Raw genomic sequence first — 19637 nt, forward strand, 5'->3', positions numbered from 1 at the left:
CTAAGCGTATCTCGAGTATAATGGAAAGTCAGCGATTATTAAGGGTGAAGCGTCATGCAAATAAACTTATTACAATGCCAAAGTGGCGCGAATGTTCAAGCCAATCTGGATTTTATTCGCTCTCAACTTGCGCTGCTTCCTCGCATTGCCAGTGAGCCTCAACTGGTTGTTCTTCCTGAAGCTTGTTTGTTATTTGGTGGCCTTGAGAGTGAACAAAAAAAGATCGCGAAAGCAGCAGATGAGAGCCCTTTAGTTGCGGCATTAGCAAACATGGCAAAACAATATCAGGTTTATTTAATTGCTGGCACGATCCCTATTTTGGCTCATGATGGTCGAATGTATAGCCGCAGTTATTTGTTTAATGATAGGGGGCAAGCATTAGGGAATTATGACAAGTTACACTTATTTGATGTTGAAGTCAGTGATGGCACGAAAACTTATCGAGAAAGTGATACTTTTTTCCCCGGTAATAAAATCAGTGTCGTTGAAACACCTTTTGGAAAAATAGGTTTAGCGATATGTTATGATTTACGCTTTCCAGAGCTTTTTAGAGCGATGCGCTTGGCCGGTGCGGAACTGATTGCACTGCCTTCTGCTTTTACTAAAGTGACTGGAGAAGCTCATTGGCAAACGTTAGTGCAAGCTAGAGCGATTGAAACTCAATGTTTTATGTTGGCAGCAAATCAATGGGGAGCTTGTGATGGTGGGCGTGAAACATGGGGACAAAGTATGATAGTGGATCCCTGGGGACGTATTCTTGCTCAAAAAGAGGCCGATTGCGGCTGGGTACAAGCCACGTTAGATAAATCACAACTTAATGATATTCGTCAAAAAATACCTGTAGCGGCACATAACCGTTTTGTTGAACCTCAATTGATTGAATAATTCTGAAATTACCTTACCAAGCCAAATGAATAAGGCTTAAAGAGAGAAATGAATGCCATTTTTAACACAAGTTGGACAAAGTTTATTGCAAGATGGATTATCCATTGATGATTTGCAACATTACCTTAAGAAGATACATCAGCATAAGGTAGACTTTTCTGATCTGTATTTTCAAGGCGCACGTAACGAATCTTGGGTGTTAGAAGATGGCATCGTTAAAGAGGGGAGCTTTCATATCGAAAGAGGTGTGGGCATTCGGGCTATTACCGGGGAAAAAACGGGTTTTGCTTATGCCGATGAAATTACACCTGCAGCATTAACCGCTTCAGTTAATGCCGCAAGAGGCATTGCATTGGCAGGTGAGCAGGCACAAGTGAAGGCATGGCAACGACAAAGTGCGACCGTACAATATACCAGCGACGATCCTATTGCTGGTATGGAAGAAGCGAAAAAAATTAATTTATTAAAGCAAGCCGATGCTTATGTTCGTAGTTTAGATGAGCGCATCAGCCAAGTGGTTGTGAGTTTATCAGGTGTGTATGAAGAGATTTTAGTGGCCGCAAGTGATGGTACTCTTGCGGGAGATATTCGTCCTTTAGTGCGATTTAATGTTAGTGTGATTATAGAAGAGAATGGAAAGCGCGAACGAGGCAGTGCTGGCGGCGGTGGTCGACATGCCTATGATGTATTAATGCAAGAAGACGATACAGGACTGCCATACTGTTTTCATTTTGCTAAAGAAGCGGTACGTCAGGCACAGGTAAGTTTGCGTGCCATCGATGCGCCAGCAGGGGAAATGGCCGTGGTATTGGGGGCGGGTTGGCCTGGAGTCTTGCTACATGAAGCTGTTGGCCATGGTTTAGAAGGTGACTTTAATCGTAAAGGTAGCAGTGCGTTTAGCGGTAAAGTGGGTCAACAAGTTGCCTCATCCCTTGTGACTGTTGTGGATGATGGCACTATTGCCAATCGCCGTGGCTCCTTAAGTATTGATGATGAAGGTGTACCCACTCAAAAAACAGTGTTAATCGAAGACGGTATTTTAAAAGGTTACATGCAGGATAAATTGAATGCGGGCCTGATGGGAGAGGTATCGACGGGAAATGGTCGCCGAGAGTCTTATGCACATTTGCCTATGCCACGCATGACAAATACTTATATGGAAGCTGGAAACTCAGATCCTCAAGCCATTATTCAATCGGTTGAAAAAGGCATTTATGCACCTAACTTTGGTGGTGGGCAAGTGGATATTACGTCAGGGAAATTTGTGTTTTCAGCTTCAGAAGCTTATTTAATTGAGAAGGGTGAAATTACTCAGCCCATCAAAGGGGCGACTCTGATTGGTAATGGGCCAGAAGCTATGGGGCAAATTTCTATGGTAGGTAATGATCTTGCGTTAGATAAAGGTGTGGGAGTGTGTGGTAAAGATGGACAAAGTGTCCCTGTGGGAGTTGGGCAACCAACCTTAAAATTAGATTCTTTAACCGTCGGTGGTACAGCTTAGTATTACTTTCATCCCCATGATGTTTCAAGTTGAAGTCATGGGGATAAGTATTGCTTCATAACCATCATTTCTTTGTCTATGATTTTCACTTTTATTCTGTTTTAAATTTTTACCTTTCCTTATCGCTATATCATTGAAGTGATAGTTCAGCTCTTCTAGCAGATATCCCTTTTTTAACTTTTATTATATTTAAAATTATTAAAATTAACCTAGTTTCAACAATAAGGCAGGATAAACTCTCAGATCATAGCTAAGCTATTTGGAAAGTCATAAAAATACAAATAGAGTGTTTTTTATGGCTTGACTTCACGGGGAGTTTCTCTAGTATGTGGACATATAGACGTCCAAACGTCCATTTAGAACTTGAGGGAATTATTTATGGCTTTTCATCATGCACAACATGCAACTTCATTAAACCAAAGCTTATCTGAGCTAAATGGTGATATTAATGTTTCTTTTGAATTCTTCCCTCCTTCGACGCCTGAAATGGAAACCATTCTTTGGAACTCTATTAGAAGGCTAGCGCCTTTAAATCCTAAATTTGTATCTGTTACCTATGGCGCGAATTCAGGTGTTCGTGATCGTACCCATAGTGTGATTGAGCGTATTCAGAAAGAAACTCAACTTGTGGCTGCGCCTCATTTAACCTTAGTGGATGCCAGTGATGAAGAGCTTATTGAATTGGCTAAACATTACTGGAATTCAGGAATTCGTGACATTGTGGCTTTGCGCGGTGATTTGCCTGACGGCAGTCCTAAACCGACGCGTTTTGCTAATGATTTAGTTCGTTTATTACGCTCTGTGGCTGATTTTGATATTTCTGTGGCGGCCTATCCTGAAGGGCATCCAGATGCAGCGAATGCACAAGCGGATTTAATTCATCTAAAACGTAAAATTGATGCAGGTGCAAATAGAGCTATTACTCAGTTCTTCTTTGATGTGGAGTCGTATCTTCGTTTTCGTGATCGCTGCGTCACCGCGGGTATTGATGTTGAGATTGTGCCAGGTATTTTACCTGTGACGAATTTTAAGCAGTTGAAGCGTTTTGCAGGCATGACCAATGTGGGGATCCCTAATTGGCTGCATCAACAATTTGAAGGGCTTGATGATGATCCTGGGACTCGCCAGTTAGTGGGTGCCAATGTGGCGATTGATATGGTGAAGGTATTAGCACGTGAAGGAGTAAAAGATTTCCATTTTTATACCTTAAATCGCGCTGAATTAACCTATGCTATTTGCCATACACTTGGAGTGAGACCGAATAAAGCATAATAGTACTATTCACTAAGAGCATGAAAATAATCATGCTTTCAAGCTGTGACTCAAGTTTGAACATACATAACTCCTATGGGTAAAGATGTTATTCAAAAGTAACGTCTATAGGAGGAGAGATGAATCCCATATAGTATTGAATATTAAGAGACTTAAAATAACTTAATTGTTCTTTATTTTGAATGCCTGTTGCGATGACTTCAATATTAAGTTCTGCGGCAATATTGACTAATGCTCGTCTGAGTTCAATATTATGCTGACTGTCATCATTGACAGTGAATGATTGATCTAATTTAACATATTGAGGTCGTAACTTTTGTAAGTAAGACATTGAGCCGAATTGACGACCAAAGTGATCAATACCAAATTGGGCATCATTGTTTTGAATGATTTGACATAATGCTTGGCATGTGTCGAAATTATTGTATACAGCGGCTTCAGGAATATCAAAAATGGCTTTTTGTCCCCATTTGGCATTTTTAAGAAAAGTATTAAGCCAGTGATGAAAGTCAATGTCGTTCAGGCTTTGATGGGTCAGATTAATAACAATAGGTTCTTCATTGAGCGTTAAGACTTGTTTGTCTAGTAAGGTGCCAAGTAAGCATTTATCGAGTACAGAGCCTAAAGATAATTGCTCAATATAGGGCATGAACTGTCCAGCAGGAATGAGAGTATTGTTAATTGAAAGTTGACAGAAAAGCTCTTTATGATGAATATCATGGGTTTTCATCTCATGTATCGGCTGCAACCTAAATTTAAAACGCTTATTATCGATAGCTGCAATTAGGTTTTCTCGCCATTGAACCTGAGTGTAAAGTGTCTGTTGATGAGATTCATACCAATAGAAAATTTTATTATGCTTGATGGCACTTTGAAGAGCATTATCGGCCTGAGCAAGGATATCTGAAACACCGACTTGCCCGCTTCTTTCGGCAATACCTATGGCAAGTTTTTCATTTGCGGTAAAACCCGCTTTAGAAATTTCTTGGTTGATTGTTCTAATGAGTGTTTGCAAATATTTATTGACTAAATCACGTTCTAGATCTGTGACGAGAAAGGCAAATTCATAAGCCGCGATACGTGCTATCACACAAGGAGTAAGCGTATTTAATTGTTGTTGCATTTCTTTCGCTAATAGGCGGATCGTTTGATCGCGAACTTGATAACCATGCTGACTATGCACATCCCCTAACCAGTCCATTTTAGCCATTAATAAAGTACCGCTACTGGATTCACTTAACCAGCTATTCAAACGGCTGACTAAATATTGTCTATTTGGAAGGTTGGAAATATCATCAATTAAATTTGTTCTTCTCAGGGTTGATATTTCGTTATCTAGAGAGGTAAACACTTTTTTAAGTTGTACAGACATTGAATTAAAGGCTTCAACGACTTCTTTTAACTCTGTTGTTTTAGGTAATTCAATTTGAGGGTCAAATTGTCTTTTAGCAATATTTTTTGCGTATATCGACAAGTTATTTAAGGGCTTTAATAACCAACTCAAACTGACTCTTGCAATAATAAGAGCAAGTATGAAGAGAATAAAAATGGTCACGAATAAATTTGACATGGTTTGCCAAAGCTTGTTATATCCAATGCCTGGATGAGCAACAATTTCGAGTTCTGCCAGTTGGGTCCAACCGGATGTGATTGTGGTTTCTTGTGTAATAGAGGGGAACAAGTTAAGTTTAACAAACCAGTTAGGTACATCTCTAATTTCTAATGGGTTGCGCCATATCTCTTGCTCTCCTTCAACCAGCCAAATTAACGTGATTTGTTGGTAGTATCCCCCTTCAAATAAGGTGCTAATTAAGGCTTTGACTTGTTCTGTATTTCCAGCTTCTAATTCAGGGACTAACATTAATCCTAGTGAAGTGCTGGTGTTATTGAGATCAGATCGCATTTGCTGGGTTAAAAATGACTTAGTTTCGTAAAACTGAAAATAACTGATACAGAGTATAAGGATTAGAAATAAAATAAATAATAATGAATAGATTTGTCGAAAGAGTGTCATAACGGCTCCAATATTAGGATCGGAATATTAAGTTGTTCTACACCTAAACGATTTTGTAACTCATTCCATAATGTTAATTGATTGGAAGAGCCTGCGAGTACGCCTTGTACTTTCTCTTGATTTAACCATAATTGTCTACCGTTAAAGCTGTATACTGGAATAAGATCGGGCCGTTGAGTTGCAGCTTTAATATCTAAGTCCAAATTATCCAGTACTAATGGGGTTGATGATGCCGTTTCATAATAAGATAAAACCATATGGTTTTGATTTAATTTAGGGGCTTTGACTATAGTCAGCCTAAGTTTATCTTCAGATACACCTAAATAGAGCAAAGTAAAGTATTTGGCAATAGAGAAGTCTTCGCAGTCACCTGCACCGACTCCAATGAACTCCAATGGTTTTGCCCAATAATTAGTATGGCCCCATAATTTAATATCGGTAATATAAGTATATTGATTGAAAAATTGATTGACTTTGATGATTTTACCTAGCTCATCCAATCCTCTGGCTTGGTCAATTAACCTAAACCAAGATTTGACACGCAGCTTGGCTTTGAGCCCATAATGGGCTTCTAATGCTTGAGTGATTTTAGGGACATCAAGTTGCTTGACTTTTGTATAAGCTTGTAGACTATATAAAAGGAAAAGCAACATGATGATAGTGGCCCTGATTATATTCATATCATGCTATTAGGGTAAAGGTTCATTGTGCTTTCTTATCGACACTGTATATATGCCAATCCATATCAGTGACTTTATGCTTGCTACTGATATCCACAATCACTCTTCTATTGACTGCGGCTTTGGGATTATCAGGATCAATTGGGTGATCGTAACCATAACCTATAGCTGTTAATCTATTAGGGTCAATATCATATTTGCTTGATAATAAATCACTGACGGCAGACGCTCTCTTTTTAGATAAAGCGAGGTTATGTTCGTAGGAGCCTGTTTGACTTGTATAACCTTCAACTGTAGCTTTGGCTGTGGGATAGGTTTGCATCAGCTTAGCCACAGCTTCCACTTCAGAATAAAAAGCAGGTGGAATGACTGCAGAGTCATTGGCAAATTGAATCTTAACTTCTTTTCTTAGGTGGACTGGCTGAATAACTGGGCAACCATAATTGTCGACCTTTGCACCTAAGGGGGTATCCTTACAACGATCTCGCTCTTCGATAACCCCATCCGCATCATGGTCATCAAGATCATAGACTTGACGGGTTGGAGTATCCATAGTGTCAATAGTGGAGCACGCTGTAAGCATACAGATTGTTAACAAAAGAGTTAATTTTTTCATTAGTAACTTCCTTGTAGGTATTGGTTATCGCTAAACCAGACTTCAGGGCGAGTGATACGTAATGAGCTGAGTAATTGACCTGTGGCATTTAATAGGCGATATTGTGAAATAATCTCGTCATATTTAGCAGTTAAATAATCTTTTCGTGCTTCAAATAGTTCATTTTCGGTATCGAGTAAATCTAATAAGGTACGTTGACCTAAGCTAAATTGTTGTTGATAAGCCTCCTGAGTCTCTTTGGCTGCGATGACATGTTCTTTGATAAACATTTTTTGCGGAGTAAGCAACTCATAAGCATTCCATGCAAGGTTTAAACTTTCAACGATTTGACGTTCTGCTCTTTGTCTGACTTCTTTTGATTCACTTAAGTTATAAGCGGCAGCTTTTTCAGTGGCAAGATCTTTGCCGCCAGCAAATAAATTATATTTTACTCTTATCATGCCAACGAGTTCATTATAATAACCTTGCACACCATTGACGTCCCCGTTAACACCATCTAAGTTATTATCCCAGCTTCCGTCAAGTTCCAGAGTGAATTTTGGGTAATAACCTGATTGTGCAGATTCTTTTGCTGATTCTGCAGCTTGAATATCTTTTGCAGCAGATTTTAAAATAGGGTGACGTTCTTGTGCGATTTCGATACCATTGATGAGATCGCTTGGTAATAAATCTGCATCAGGTATAGGGACGATTAGATTTTCAGGTGGCAGGTTAATAATACTGATGTATTCAGATTTTGCATCGTAAAAATTGTTCATTGCCGAAACGACATTGGCATTGGCTCTTGCGAGTCGTCCAGTAATTTGGGATAAATCGGCTGTTGATGCGAGTCCAGAATTCGTTCTTTGTTTTATTTGATCGTAAATTTTTTGATGCGTAGTGAGGTTTTTTTCTGCTAATGTCAGTACTTGTTCCGATTGGATGTACTGAATGTAGACTTTTGCTGTGTCTAATGCCATATCTTCTGCGGCAGCAAATAATGCCCATTGTTCTGCACTGGCTTCAAAGCGACTTCTGTCAACATCGCTGGTGGTAAAAAAACCATCAAAGATAATTTGTTGAAGACTGATGTCAAATTCACCACGATTAAGATCGAGATAATCATTAGGATATGCAGCTGGGTCGTCAGAGTGTAAATTACGTGTTGCAGGACTATCTGTTCTTTCAAAGCCGAAGCCACCAGTGACATCGAGTGTGGGCATAAACCCTGATTCCGCTTGTTTTACTTGTTCTTGTCGAGCCTTAAATTGATTAAAGACAATTCTAATTTCAGGGTGACTTTCCAACGTGTAAGCCACAGCTTGTTCTAATGTTTGGCTATATGATACTGATGTAAATAAACTGCCTATAGCCAAAGCCATAAGACTTGGGCTGAATATTATTCTTGACAGGCTTTTCATAGGGCTCCCTCTCATGTTTATTTTTCGCTTTGCGAAACGATATTGTTATTACAGTACTATTTACACCTTAGTTACATCTTAGCGTTCTCTTAAGGCTGTATCTTTTGCTCTAAGTATTGGATTAAGTATGTACTCCAAAATGGATCTTTGCCCAGTAATTACATCGACAGTTGTTAACATTCCGGGAATGATAGGCATGACAGTGCCGTCATCTTTTTTAAGGCTGGATTGCTTGGTTTTGACTATGGCTAAATAAAAGCTATTACCTTCTTCATCTTGAGTCGTATCTGCACTAATATGTTCAACTGTGCCTTCTAAACCGCCATATCGAGTAAAATCATAGGCCGTGACTTTGACGATGGCGGGTAAACCAGGATGTAAGAATGCAATATCTTTGGGCAATATTTTCGTTTCAATCAACAGCTGGTCATCAGTGGGAACAATTTCAATAATATCTTCCCCAGGTTTTACGACTCCACCTAAGGTATTAATATTGACTTTTTTAATGGTGCCATTAACGGGAGAGATAATTTCTGCTTTACTGACTTTATCTTGAGTGCCCACTTGTGCTTCATTGATACGAAGTAAACTTGATTGTAAGTCATTGAGTTCTGCACGAGTATCCGCAATAAAATTATAAGCATGTTCTCTGCGAGTTAAAATAGCCTCATCGAGAATCGCTTTCACTTTAGGACGCAGTCCCCTCATTGTCGATAACTCTCCTTGAATGTCATTAACGGTTCGCTGTAATTTGAGCAACTCGACCTCAGGAACAATGCCTTTTTGGGCTAATGGTTTGGTTAAATCTAACTCTCGACTAATGAGTTGAAAGCTTTTTGTTAAGGTTCTTATTTTTGATGCCAGCTCTTGCACTTCTTGTTGGCGTTGCTGGATTTTTCGAGTTTCAATTTCTAAATGGTTACTTAAGTTATCGAGTCTATTTTGATATTCTTGGCGTTGGCTTTCTACCATATTGGCATGAGTTTTAATCATGGTTTCAGGGAAAACTAAAGGCTCAGGAGTGATTTTAATTTGTTCTCGCCAATCGGTTGCGAGACTGGCGATATCAATGCTATTTAATTCAGACTCTAATCGTATGATATTGGCTTGTAGGCTGGATACTTCTTGTTCTTGTTGGGCGAGATCAGAGCGGAATCGAGTCGCATCTATGCGAGCAAGCGCTTGCCCTTTTTTTACCATCATGCCTTCTTTGACATTCATTTCAAGTAAGATGCCTCCATCTAAGCTTTGAATGAGCTGTATTTGAGAAGACGGAATGACTTTACCTGAGCCTGTCGTGACTTGATCGATATTAGAAAAGTATGCCCAAATAAAAAAACAAATAAATAATGTACTTAACGCCCAAATAATCAGTTTATGGCTGAAGGGGGCTTCAGTCATCATAGCGCCATAAACATCATCGACCATGTCTAAATCATTAGCGTGTATTTGCTTACTCATGATGTGCTCCCAATAAAGGAGGTATTTGAAAGAATGAGCCTTGAACACAGCAAGTGTTGAGGAGGCAAAAATAGTTTGGCGTACGTGATATTATTTTTCATGTGATGCTTCTGCGTTAAGGGTACCGGCATTGAGTTTTTTCAGTACTTCTTTTTTTGCACCATCGGCAATAATGCGACCATTATCGAGAATAACAATACGGTCGACTAATTTAAGCAGATGCATTTTATGCGTGATTAAAATCAAGGTACGATCTTTGGAAACATGTTCCATTGCATTGACAAATTGTTTTTCAGCTCGCGCATCTAAACTGGCAGTAGGCTCATCCATTAATAATACGGGTGGATCATTTAAAGTGGCTCTGGCTAACGCAATAATTTGTCTTTGCCCTCTAGATAAGGCGAGCCCACCTTCACCCACTTGTTGATCTAAGCCTTCAGACTCAAGGTCGGTAAATAAGCTGACCCCCGATAGTTGAACAGCTCTAATAAGTTGGTGTTCGGTAACTTGACGTGTTCCAAACAGAATATTGTCTCTAATGGAGCCATGAAATAAGGTGACATCTTGGGGTAAATAACCGAAATTACGTCTAAGATCGCTAGGGTGTATTTGAGCTGAATCTAGACCATCGTAGCGTAAGCTACCTTGAGTGGGTTTATAAAGTCCAATTAATAATTTTGCGAGGGTACTTTTACCTGAGCCATTACGACCAATTATCGCAACTCGTTCGCCAGGGTTTATCTTTAACGATAAAGAGTGAAGGCTTGGCTTTTCACATTCAGGGTAATTGAAACTGATATGATTAGCATCGATTTGCCCCATAATGCGCTGTCGGCTGACCAGATGCCCTTTATTTTCAAACTCATCCTCTTGGGTCATGATTTCATTGACTTGTCGCATTGCATTGGCTGTATGGTTGCCGCGGGTCATGAGTCCTGCAAGTTGCGCCATAGGGGATATTGCGCGGCTCGATAACATGACCGCCGCTATAATCCCTCCCATGGAAATGGCATTATCGGCAACGCGATAGACACCTAAAATGACGACACAAATAACGGTAAATTGGACGATGAAAGTGGCCACATTGGTGACTGAAGTGGTTATTTTTTTTGTTTTTAATTGCCAGTTGGCTGTGTGGCCTATCATTTGTTGCCAGCTTTTTTGTACTATACCTTCTGCGCCGCTGGATTTAATGGACTCAAGAGAGGAGAGTGATTCAATGAGATGACCATGCTTGAGGCTGAGAAATTTATTACTCTCTTCTATTGCTGCTTTTAATCTAGATTGTATGAGCAAGGTATAGACAATAATGATGATACTTCCTATAAGGGGAATAAACGCAAGATCGCCGGCAACAATATAAATAACAATTAAAAAGAAGATGGCAAAAGGCAAATCAACTAGGGCTGTCATGGTTGCAGAAGTTAAAAAGTCACGAATACTATCAAATTCACTGACTTGTTTTGCCATGGCGCCCACGCTAGGAGAGCGTTTTTCCAGTGGAATGCCAATGGCTTTAGCAAAAATTTGTGAAGATACAATAATATCAGTTTTTTTCCCCGCAATATCAATCAAGTAGCTTCTTAATTGTCTCATAATGAAATCAAATAAATAGGCTATGCCTGCGCCAATGGCTAATACCCAAAGAGACTCAAAGGCGAGGTTAGGGACCACTTTATCATAGACATTCATGACAAAAAGCGGGGACACTAGTGCGAAAATGTTCACTAGTACCGATGCAATAAGGGCATCTCGATAAATGGGCGCTGAGTCTTTTAATGTTTGAATTAACCAATGGCTGCGGGTTTCATGTAGGTGCAAATTAAAGCTTTTATCACCTCGATATTCTTGTTTTATTAAAAACACATAACCCACATACAAGGTTTCCAGCTCTTCAATACTCATGGCCTCTTGACCACCGGTTTCAGAAAGCTGAATGGTTGCTTTATCTTGTTCGTGATCGATTTCTCTGAGTAGACAGGCTTTGTGATCTTTAAGGAGTAAAACACAAGGGATTAAAATGGGGGGAATTTGATTCAGCCCTTTACGTGCAAGTTTTGCTGATAGTCCCGCTCGAGCGGCTGCTTGAGGAAATAATTCAGGAGTTAATACACTGCCGGAAAGGGGTAAGCCTGCTGTCATCGAATCGCTGGAACAAGGTGAGCCAAAATATTCCGTCATCAGTACTAAGCTGTCGAGCAAAGGATCTTGTGTCACCCGTTGAGAAGCTGAAATGGTCCATTGTTTGCTTTGTTTTTCCTGCTCATTTGGTGTTGTCGTCGCATCTGGCACAGAATGACTTTCCTTGATAACCTTTCAGAGTGAAAAGTATTGGTCAAAATAGGCCAGTTTGCCAGTTACTGAAATAATTTTAAAAATAGGGATAACCAAAAACAAGCTGGGAGATCAAGTGATAATCTGTTGAATATAAGAAAGCGCCTATCATTCAATAAGCGCTTGTTGCATTGTGTTTCTAACAAGAGGTCAAGAAATGGAGCACAAGTTAGAAACGCATTCCCTACATTAAAGGGGGGTTATTCTCATCGATTGGCGCCTCACTTGCAGGAGCTGCAAGTTGGCTTGCCGCCGTATCAAGAATCAAAGCGCCATCGCCACTCATAAAATCATTAACAGCGATACTGTCTAAAAAGACACCATCCAGTATAATTTCTTGGCTAAAACTATTGTCATGCTGGGCATCGACTTCAATGTGTGTGCCATCATCTTCTACAGAAATACGAATTTGATCATCAAGGTTTTGTTCCGGCTGAAGCAAATGACTAATGTCAATGGTGTCTTCTGATGTAAAGTCGGTAATGTGATCGATACTGACAGTGGCTTCTAGGAAAGCAAAGGTATTGGCGCCTTCGCCGCCGGTCAAGATATCATTCCCCGTTCCACCAGTCAGCAAATCGTCTCCGCCGCCACTGAGTAATATATCATCCCCGCCTTCGCCTGATAGGCTATCATTGCCAGCTAACCCTTCAATGACATCGTTACCATCCCAACCTTTAAGGTCATCAGTATTTTCTGTACCAATGATATGCTGGTTGTCATTGCTTTCAAGGGCATCGGTAAGGCTTTGTATTTCATCCTCTTTATTATTGATGTCATTAAGCTTATTAGATATTTCAGTTGAAAATTCATCTTCTTGCGAATCATATAGGCTCTGTGCCTCACTTTCGGCCAGTTCAGTTTGATTAATAATACTTTGGTCAGCCGCTATGTTCTCATTGAGTACCAATATAGCGGTGTTAATGTTAGCAATGTCGAGTAAGGTTAAATCAGGATCGTTTTCTAACGCATCATTGTAGTCATAAAGTTCGTCTTCGTTGATCTGCTTTCTGGCTTCAGCGTCATCAATAATGAGATCATTTTGGGCTTTTTCTGCATTCCTTGCAGAGGTAAGTGAACTGAGTTCTGCTTCAAGTTGATCTATTTCTTCATTTAAGCTGTTGACTTGCATTGTGAGTGTATTGATGTCATCAAGACGCTGTTGCTCCTCTTGCTCGGCTTGGGTTTCAATATTTTGATTTAATTCCTCTAGCCCTCCATCTATTAAAAGGTCGGCACTATCGGTGCTAGTTTCAGAAATCGCACCATTAACGACATTGGCTGCCGTGACGCTAAGACTCACAGTAGTGCTTAATGCAATGATTTCAGACCAACTAATAACACTTTTTCCTTGTCCAACATCGGCTATATACTCAAACCCATCGACAGCATTACCTGCCGCATCGGTAACCTGTAACGTAGTACCGTCTAAGCTGGCAATTACTTGCGTGACGGTATCATTGTTATCAATACTGATACTCATATAGCTGTCTGCTTGGGTTAAGATGTCAGCTGACACCCAGACATTGACTTGTTCATTATTGAGTTCAAGTGGTGCAGAGAGCATACCATCATCATCACTGTCTGTTATAATGAAAACTTCGGGTGCCTCAGGGGGAGTAACATCAGTATTGCCCGTCTCTGTAATTCGTGATATTACATTGTCTGTTAAATCAATGGGACTAGTATAGTCGTCTGTCGAGAAATCAAATTCAAAGTCGATAGGCTCTGATCCAAATGTTTGAGTTAATGTTAAGCTAGCGTCGTCAATGATGGCTATAGGGTCTTGATTAATCGTAATGTCTCTTATAAGGATATCGAAATTAAGCTCATCAAAATCAGAGCTGGTATTTTTCTCTGTGGAAACTGTCAATGAGGAAATGTTTTGGGTAGTTGTTATGTTGAAAGTATCAGAGATGAGCTCATTACTATTGTAATAATTTGTGGTTGTAGAGTTATCATCATGGGTCGCAGTAATGACAATAGCATACTCTCCGTTATCACCAAAGTAACCCTGTAAGTGATCAACGGTAACAGAAACAGAGTTTGTGATGATATCAGTCAAAGTAACGTTGAGCGTATCAGCTCTGTCCATGCCACCGTCGTCTGCGCTACCTAACCCTGCGACATCAGTTATAATACCGTAATCGAGCTCAGGACCGTCATACACCTTAAGGACTTCGCCTGATTCTAAACTAACATCGATTGTTCCGCCAGAATCAAGTGTAGTGGTTATTGACGTTGGATTATTAGCGTCATTGGCTGTTCCCCAGTCTGCCAGTGACGCCGTGCCATCAAACTCTACGGTATTGTCATCGGTATCTACTGAGCCAATGGTGACTTCGCCTTCCTGTGCGGCATCGATTGCGTCAGCTTCTGTGATAAATTGAATTTGTGTAGTTTCAGTAATGATGTAGGTGTCATTGAGGTCCAGTGTTACCCAGTTTTGGCCATCATCTGAGACTACTATCGAGCCATACTCAAAGGTGTCATTGACTGTAATTTCCGGTGTAGAGCTTTCTACTACGGTGACTGTTGCCGTACCCTGACCACCTTGACTGTCTTCTATTGTGTAAGTGAAGAATGCGTCACCACTAAAGCTATCAGCAGTGACTAAGACTCCTCCATCGCCCATCATAACCGTTAATGGAGAATCTGCAGCGGTTTGCACCGCAGTAATATTGATTGAATGATCGTCAAGATCGTAGTCATTATCCAGTAACTCTGCAAATGAAATAAACAGTGTCGCATCAGGGACTACCTCAAAACCTTCTATCCTAGGTGTTTCTATTAATGAATTGATTTTGTTAGTTATATCGACGGGGGTGTTGGCGTCTTGCGCTGTTAAGGTGACAAGAGTGAGAATAGGTTGTTCATCGCCATCTGGCTGGATCAGAGTTAAGTCGATTTCATCATATAATACTTTGGATGCAACTATATTTGTGATCACGAAATTGGCATTTGACTCAGTATTGACTGTTCCAAGTACAAATTTATCGACAAAGTCTTCTGGATCATTTGTTTCGAAGATAAAACTAAATGATACACTTGAACTATCTTGTTTGTTGTATTCTTGTCTAACGACCTCTCCACTTCTTAAATATGCATCAATATAAACACTATTACTAACAAAAAAGGGGCCTGCTCCATCCCCATTGACCTCTATATAATTTGCATCTAAATGGTCGAAGTATATAGTCAGAGTATCAGTACCTTCAAACCCTTGCCCGGTTTGGTCAACGGCGCCTAGCCCCACACCTGTATTATCATCGTCGTCATTGTTATAAACGGTAAGAGTGTCATCATCGTTTTGTCCTTCATTAAGTACAGCGATGATACTGCTTTCATTATCTACGTGATAAGTCACAGTCCTTCCATCATCAGAAAGCCCCCCCCACTCATCTATTGATGGATTAGGTTCGCCATCGGTATTACCAACAAAGATTTCGGTTGTGAGGTCTATGATGGTTGCTTCATCAAGAAGAATATGAAATTGCGTGGTGTCATCGATGTCAACGGGAGTATTGATGTCAACAGTGGTCCATAGAATGCCATCTTGAGAGATTTGTAAATCGCCATATGTTAATTCTTCGTTCAGTACGATTGAAGCATTGGGCTCTAAGTCTCTGGTATCATCCCCTGCAACAGGTTGTTGGTTCACCTCATAGAAGATGGTATCGCCATCAGTAGACGAGTTGTCTGCCTCATCGGTGATGGTGACAGACAGGCGTGCTGCATGACCTTCATCGTCTGTGGCGTTTTCTAAATCATAGCGCGGTATAGCAAATTGGATCAGGCCATCATTGTCTATGGTGCCTAAATAGATTTTAGTTTCAAAGTCATTATTTTCATTTAAGATTAATCGTGCTTCGTAGTTGTACCCAGTGGGGAGGGGGAAATCAATCCCTGTTGCGTTACCTGTGACGATATAGTGTTCGTCATTATCTGCGGGAGTATCTTGCTGCACACCGTCTATCGTGTTTAACGAGACGTTAAAATCAGGGGCTTGTGTATCGACAATGACTTGTTCGACTGCTGAGGTGGATTGGATTATGCCGTTAGGATCGGCAACATTGATTGATGCTGTGACAGTAAATTCATCATCATGTAAAAAGACATCAATATTTCTACTGACAAGCCCTGGATGACTATAAAGGTTGTCAATTATGAAATTACCGTTTGCATCTAAGGTGACGTCGTAATTTAGCGTAAAAGACTCAAAATCGATTAAATAGTAGGTAATTTGAATGTCAACTGATTCACCTTCAATATCAAAGTCGGCGGAGACTTGCCCTGTAATACTGATGGGATTGCTCGGTTCGATATTGACAGAGGCTTCTTCTCGATTGATATAACCGTCACCAGCAATGGGCTCTAGTGTTATCTCTGGTGCGTCGAACAGTGGCATCACATCGATGGTGACAGTGGCAGTATCATTGGCGCCGTCATTGTCTGACGCTGTATAAGTGAAGGTGTCAGTGCCAGAAAAACCGGCGGCAGGAGTGTAAGTTATTTCACCTGTGATAGGGTCTAACTGAACAGTACCGCCGTTTTCGCTTGTTGGGCTAACAGCAGTAATAGTCAGTGGGTCAGGAACATCATCTCCATCTGAGTCATTATACAGTAATTTACTGTTGGGGATGTTAATGCTGCTATCTTCTAAGACTCTGATCTCAGCAATAATAGGTGCAGGCACATCGCCAAAAGCTGGATCTGTGATATCAATGAGTGTGTTGTCTGTGGTTTCAGTTAACGGAATGAGAATGGACTCGTGATGTAGCGTTAAATCCGGTTGTGTCACTGTGATATCGGTTTCGACGATAATCGCTTGTGAGATTGTCATGGCTTGCACGACATAGCGACCATCAGCACCTTTAATATTATTGCTTGTTAGCTCAAAAGAGTGGAAAGGAATAACGCTGCTAAATGTGTAGGTAGCTGTGGTTTCTCCAGTGTTTCTGTAGCCCTCAAAACGGTCTATTTCCACGCCATACATGTCATAGCCAATGATGACGATTTCAGTTGCGTCGGAACTGTCTTGATCAAACCATTCACCTAAACCTGACAGCATGATATCGACATGATTGACGGAAATAGGCACGAGACCCGTGTCTTCAATGGTAATAAGTAATGATTCGCCTTCTTCTAATCCATTACCTGTTTGACCGCCTATGCCAGTACCGACAGCGTCATTACCATTGTATTCAGTAATATTACCGTCATTGATAATTGAGCTAGTGATGGTTATATCGCCTTGATGATAGACCACGGTGCTGGGATCATTTTGAACTACGCTCCCCCAATCGTCAATTTTAGCAGCAGCATTGGGATCGGGGTTGCCTAAGGTGATGTCTTGAACGAGAGAGTTAAAGGTATTGGGATCGGGAATAAAGATAAGTTCGCCATCCACTGGGTAAGTTTCATTGGCTATGACGAGTTCATCTGGTATACCGTCTTTTCTGATATAATAATCACCAAATTCAGACTCTTGATTGAGTTGAAAAACAGCGTCTGGCTGCATGATTTGGGTATCATCTACCGCATTGACATCCAGATTTATGGTGTAGTTGAGAGAGGTGGTCGCGGTGGGGGAGATGTTACCGGCTATATCTTGTGTGTCATAGCGTGCATCGATTTGTAAGTCGGAATCATCTCTTAGTTCTTGACCAGGAATGTCAAAGCTCCAGTTAGCGGTATAACTGCCTGCCACATAGCCAGGTTCTCCTATTAATATGGGGGAGAAGTTGGGGTAGAATGTGTCCCCATTAATGTTAACGCTGATGGCGTCGTAATCATTAAAGGGCTCATCTTTGGTGATAATACCGGATATTGTGACATCAAATGTTTCATCAGGCCCATACACTTCATCAATTTCATGAATACTGATACTGGTGGCAGGTGCCGCGGTATCCACAAGGTAGTTTTCTTGATCGAAAACTGTACGGCGATTACCAGCCTCATCTGTTGAAGTAAATTCAGCCGTAATGGTATGATCGATGTCTAAAGTTAATAATTCTCCTGAAATGTCGTGTTCAAAATATCCTTCAGCATCAACAGGTGTGTGATATTCAAATACATCATCAGCGGTTTGAATAATGAGAGTGACGAGTTCTCCAGTATTAAATTCTCCTGCCACGAAACCTGAGATTAAAATGGGCATGGCTTCAACATTAGCTTCATCAGCGTTGATGATATCATCAGAAGTGATTTCTGTATTTAAGGTGATAGAGAGCGGTGCTGGTGGAGTGATGTCAATAATAAACTCATGGCTGCTTGATGCGTCATTGCTGTTTGATGGGTCGGTAACGTTGCCAGCTAAATCTGTGGCTGTAATAGTGGCTGTGATGCCATGGCTGGTATTTCTGTCATCGATTGCATTACCAGTGTCATCTATTGATTCAAGCAGGTCAATAGGAATGTTAAAGGTGTGAGTTGCCTCACCAACTTGGTCGATGGGTAGTGTGGCTATGATCTGAGACTCACCATTAATTGTGGCATGTAGGCTAAGCTCGGCTTGCGCTAAGGTATTACTGTCAACACCATAGGTGACTTCAATGGGAACGAGTAGAACATTATCGTTATCTATATCGCTGGCATTGAGTCGATCGTCCTCTGAAATGCTAACAATATCGACAGCCACTGCGGGGGGGGTGGTATCAACGCCAAAATAACTTTCACTGGATGCACTGTTTGAGTTCCTCGCATCATCGGTGGCACTAATCATAACGCTTAGTGTATGGCTATCATTGCTATTGATGTTGCCATTTTCATTGAGCTCAACCTGACTTAACAGTTCTCCGCTGACATGAAAAGTGTAGTTAAAGGAGCCATCGTCGTTCAATGTAAGATCATCCAGTGTGATGGGATCGCCAATGTTAGTGAGCTCGCCGCCAATAAGGGCATGTAGGCTGATTTCAGCATCGGCTAGGGTATTACTGTGGATGTAGCCAGAGACCTCCACGGGCACTAAGTTTTCGTCCTCAGCTTCGTCTTGATTAATCCAGTTGTCAGCAGTAATCGTGGTAATCTGTGCAGAGACTTCAGGTGGAATAATATCTACTTCATAGTAATGCTGTTTGAGATCTGAGCCTAGATTACCCGCCTCATCAAGGGTTTGGATACTGACTGTGACAAGGTGTGGCATCGCATTGATGAGATCTGCATTAACGACTTCGAGTTCATAAAAGTATTCATTGGTATCAGAATCGAAATGGATTGGCGCTGTTAAGGGGGGATTATCTGCAATGACAATAGTGACTGTATCAGTGGCATTAAACTCGCCGCGAACTGTGCCGCTAATATAGAGGGGTTCTCGATTATCGAATTCATTGATCAGGTTATCTGGAGTAATAGGATCAATGGTAACATGTACTATTGGTGGTACTGTATCGACTTGGTACATGGCAGTCTTCGTGACTGTGGTCGTGTTTTGTGCGGTATCGGTCACAGTGAGGGAGGCGGTGACAGTATACTC

General features: G+C 40.8%; 10 protein-coding genes. 3 read left to right on the plus strand and 7 right to left on the minus strand.

What is annotated here, in order from left to right; translation table 11 throughout:
• Positions 1-54: 54 nt before the first annotated feature.
• From Q0791_RS13680 to metF, 3 genes are all read left to right on the plus strand, one after another.
• The gene (locus Q0791_RS13680) at positions 55-885 is read left to right on the plus strand and encodes a carbon-nitrogen hydrolase family protein (RefSeq protein ID WP_299007255.1); all 831 of its coding nucleotides are present in this window, start codon (positions 55-57) and stop codon (positions 883-885) included.
• A 52-nt stretch (positions 886-937) separates the two neighbouring features.
• Positions 938-2386, plus strand: a complete 1449-nt coding sequence (gene tldD, locus Q0791_RS13685) for a metalloprotease TldD (RefSeq protein WP_299007257.1) — start codon at positions 938-940, stop codon at positions 2384-2386.
• Between the two features lie 378 nt (positions 2387-2764).
• The gene (metF, locus tag Q0791_RS13690; protein ID WP_299007260.1) at positions 2765-3658 is read left to right on the plus strand and encodes a methylenetetrahydrofolate reductase; all 894 of its coding nucleotides are present in this window, start codon (positions 2765-2767) and stop codon (positions 3656-3658) included.
• Positions 3659-3746: 88 nt separating this feature from the next.
• Here the strand turns inward: metF and Q0791_RS13695 are convergent, their stop codons facing one another.
• The 7 genes from Q0791_RS13695 to Q0791_RS13725 form a co-directional block, all read right to left on the minus strand.
• Positions 3747-5672, minus strand: a complete 1926-nt coding sequence (locus tag Q0791_RS13695; protein WP_299007261.1) for an EAL domain-containing protein — start codon at positions 5670-5672, stop codon at positions 3747-3749.
• Positions 5669-6325 (minus strand): transglutaminase-like cysteine peptidase, encoded by a 657-nt coding sequence (locus Q0791_RS13700; RefSeq protein WP_299007277.1) that lies wholly within the window; start codon positions 6323-6325, stop codon positions 5669-5671. Before Q0791_RS13700 ends, Q0791_RS13695 begins: the two co-directional genes overlap by 4 nt.
• Before the next feature lie 49 nt (positions 6326-6374).
• Entirely contained in the window at positions 6375-6968 is a 594-nt protein-coding gene (locus Q0791_RS13705; RefSeq protein WP_299007263.1) for an OmpA family protein, read from the minus strand.
• Entirely contained in the window at positions 6968-8368 is a 1401-nt protein-coding gene (locus Q0791_RS13710) for a TolC family outer membrane protein (RefSeq protein ID WP_299007265.1), read from the minus strand. The genes Q0791_RS13705 and Q0791_RS13710 overlap by 1 nt, the downstream gene beginning before the upstream one ends.
• A gap of 78 nt (positions 8369-8446) precedes the next feature.
• A complete protein-coding gene (locus Q0791_RS13715; RefSeq protein WP_299007267.1) occupies positions 8447-9829 on the minus strand; it encodes an HlyD family type I secretion periplasmic adaptor subunit in 1383 nt (460 codons plus the stop codon).
• Between the two features lie 90 nt (positions 9830-9919).
• Positions 9920-12121 (minus strand): type I secretion system permease/ATPase, encoded by a 2202-nt coding sequence (locus tag Q0791_RS13720; protein WP_299007269.1) that lies wholly within the window; start codon positions 12119-12121, stop codon positions 9920-9922.
• A gap of 226 nt (positions 12122-12347) precedes the next feature.
• A complete protein-coding gene (locus tag Q0791_RS13725; RefSeq protein ID WP_299007272.1) occupies positions 12348-19610 on the minus strand; it encodes an Ig-like domain-containing protein in 7263 nt (2420 codons plus the stop codon).
• Between the last annotated feature and the right edge of the window lie 27 nt (positions 19611-19637).

Source organism: uncultured Shewanella sp., from assembly GCF_947495455.1.
GTDB lineage: Bacteria > Pseudomonadota > Gammaproteobacteria > Enterobacterales > Shewanellaceae > Shewanella.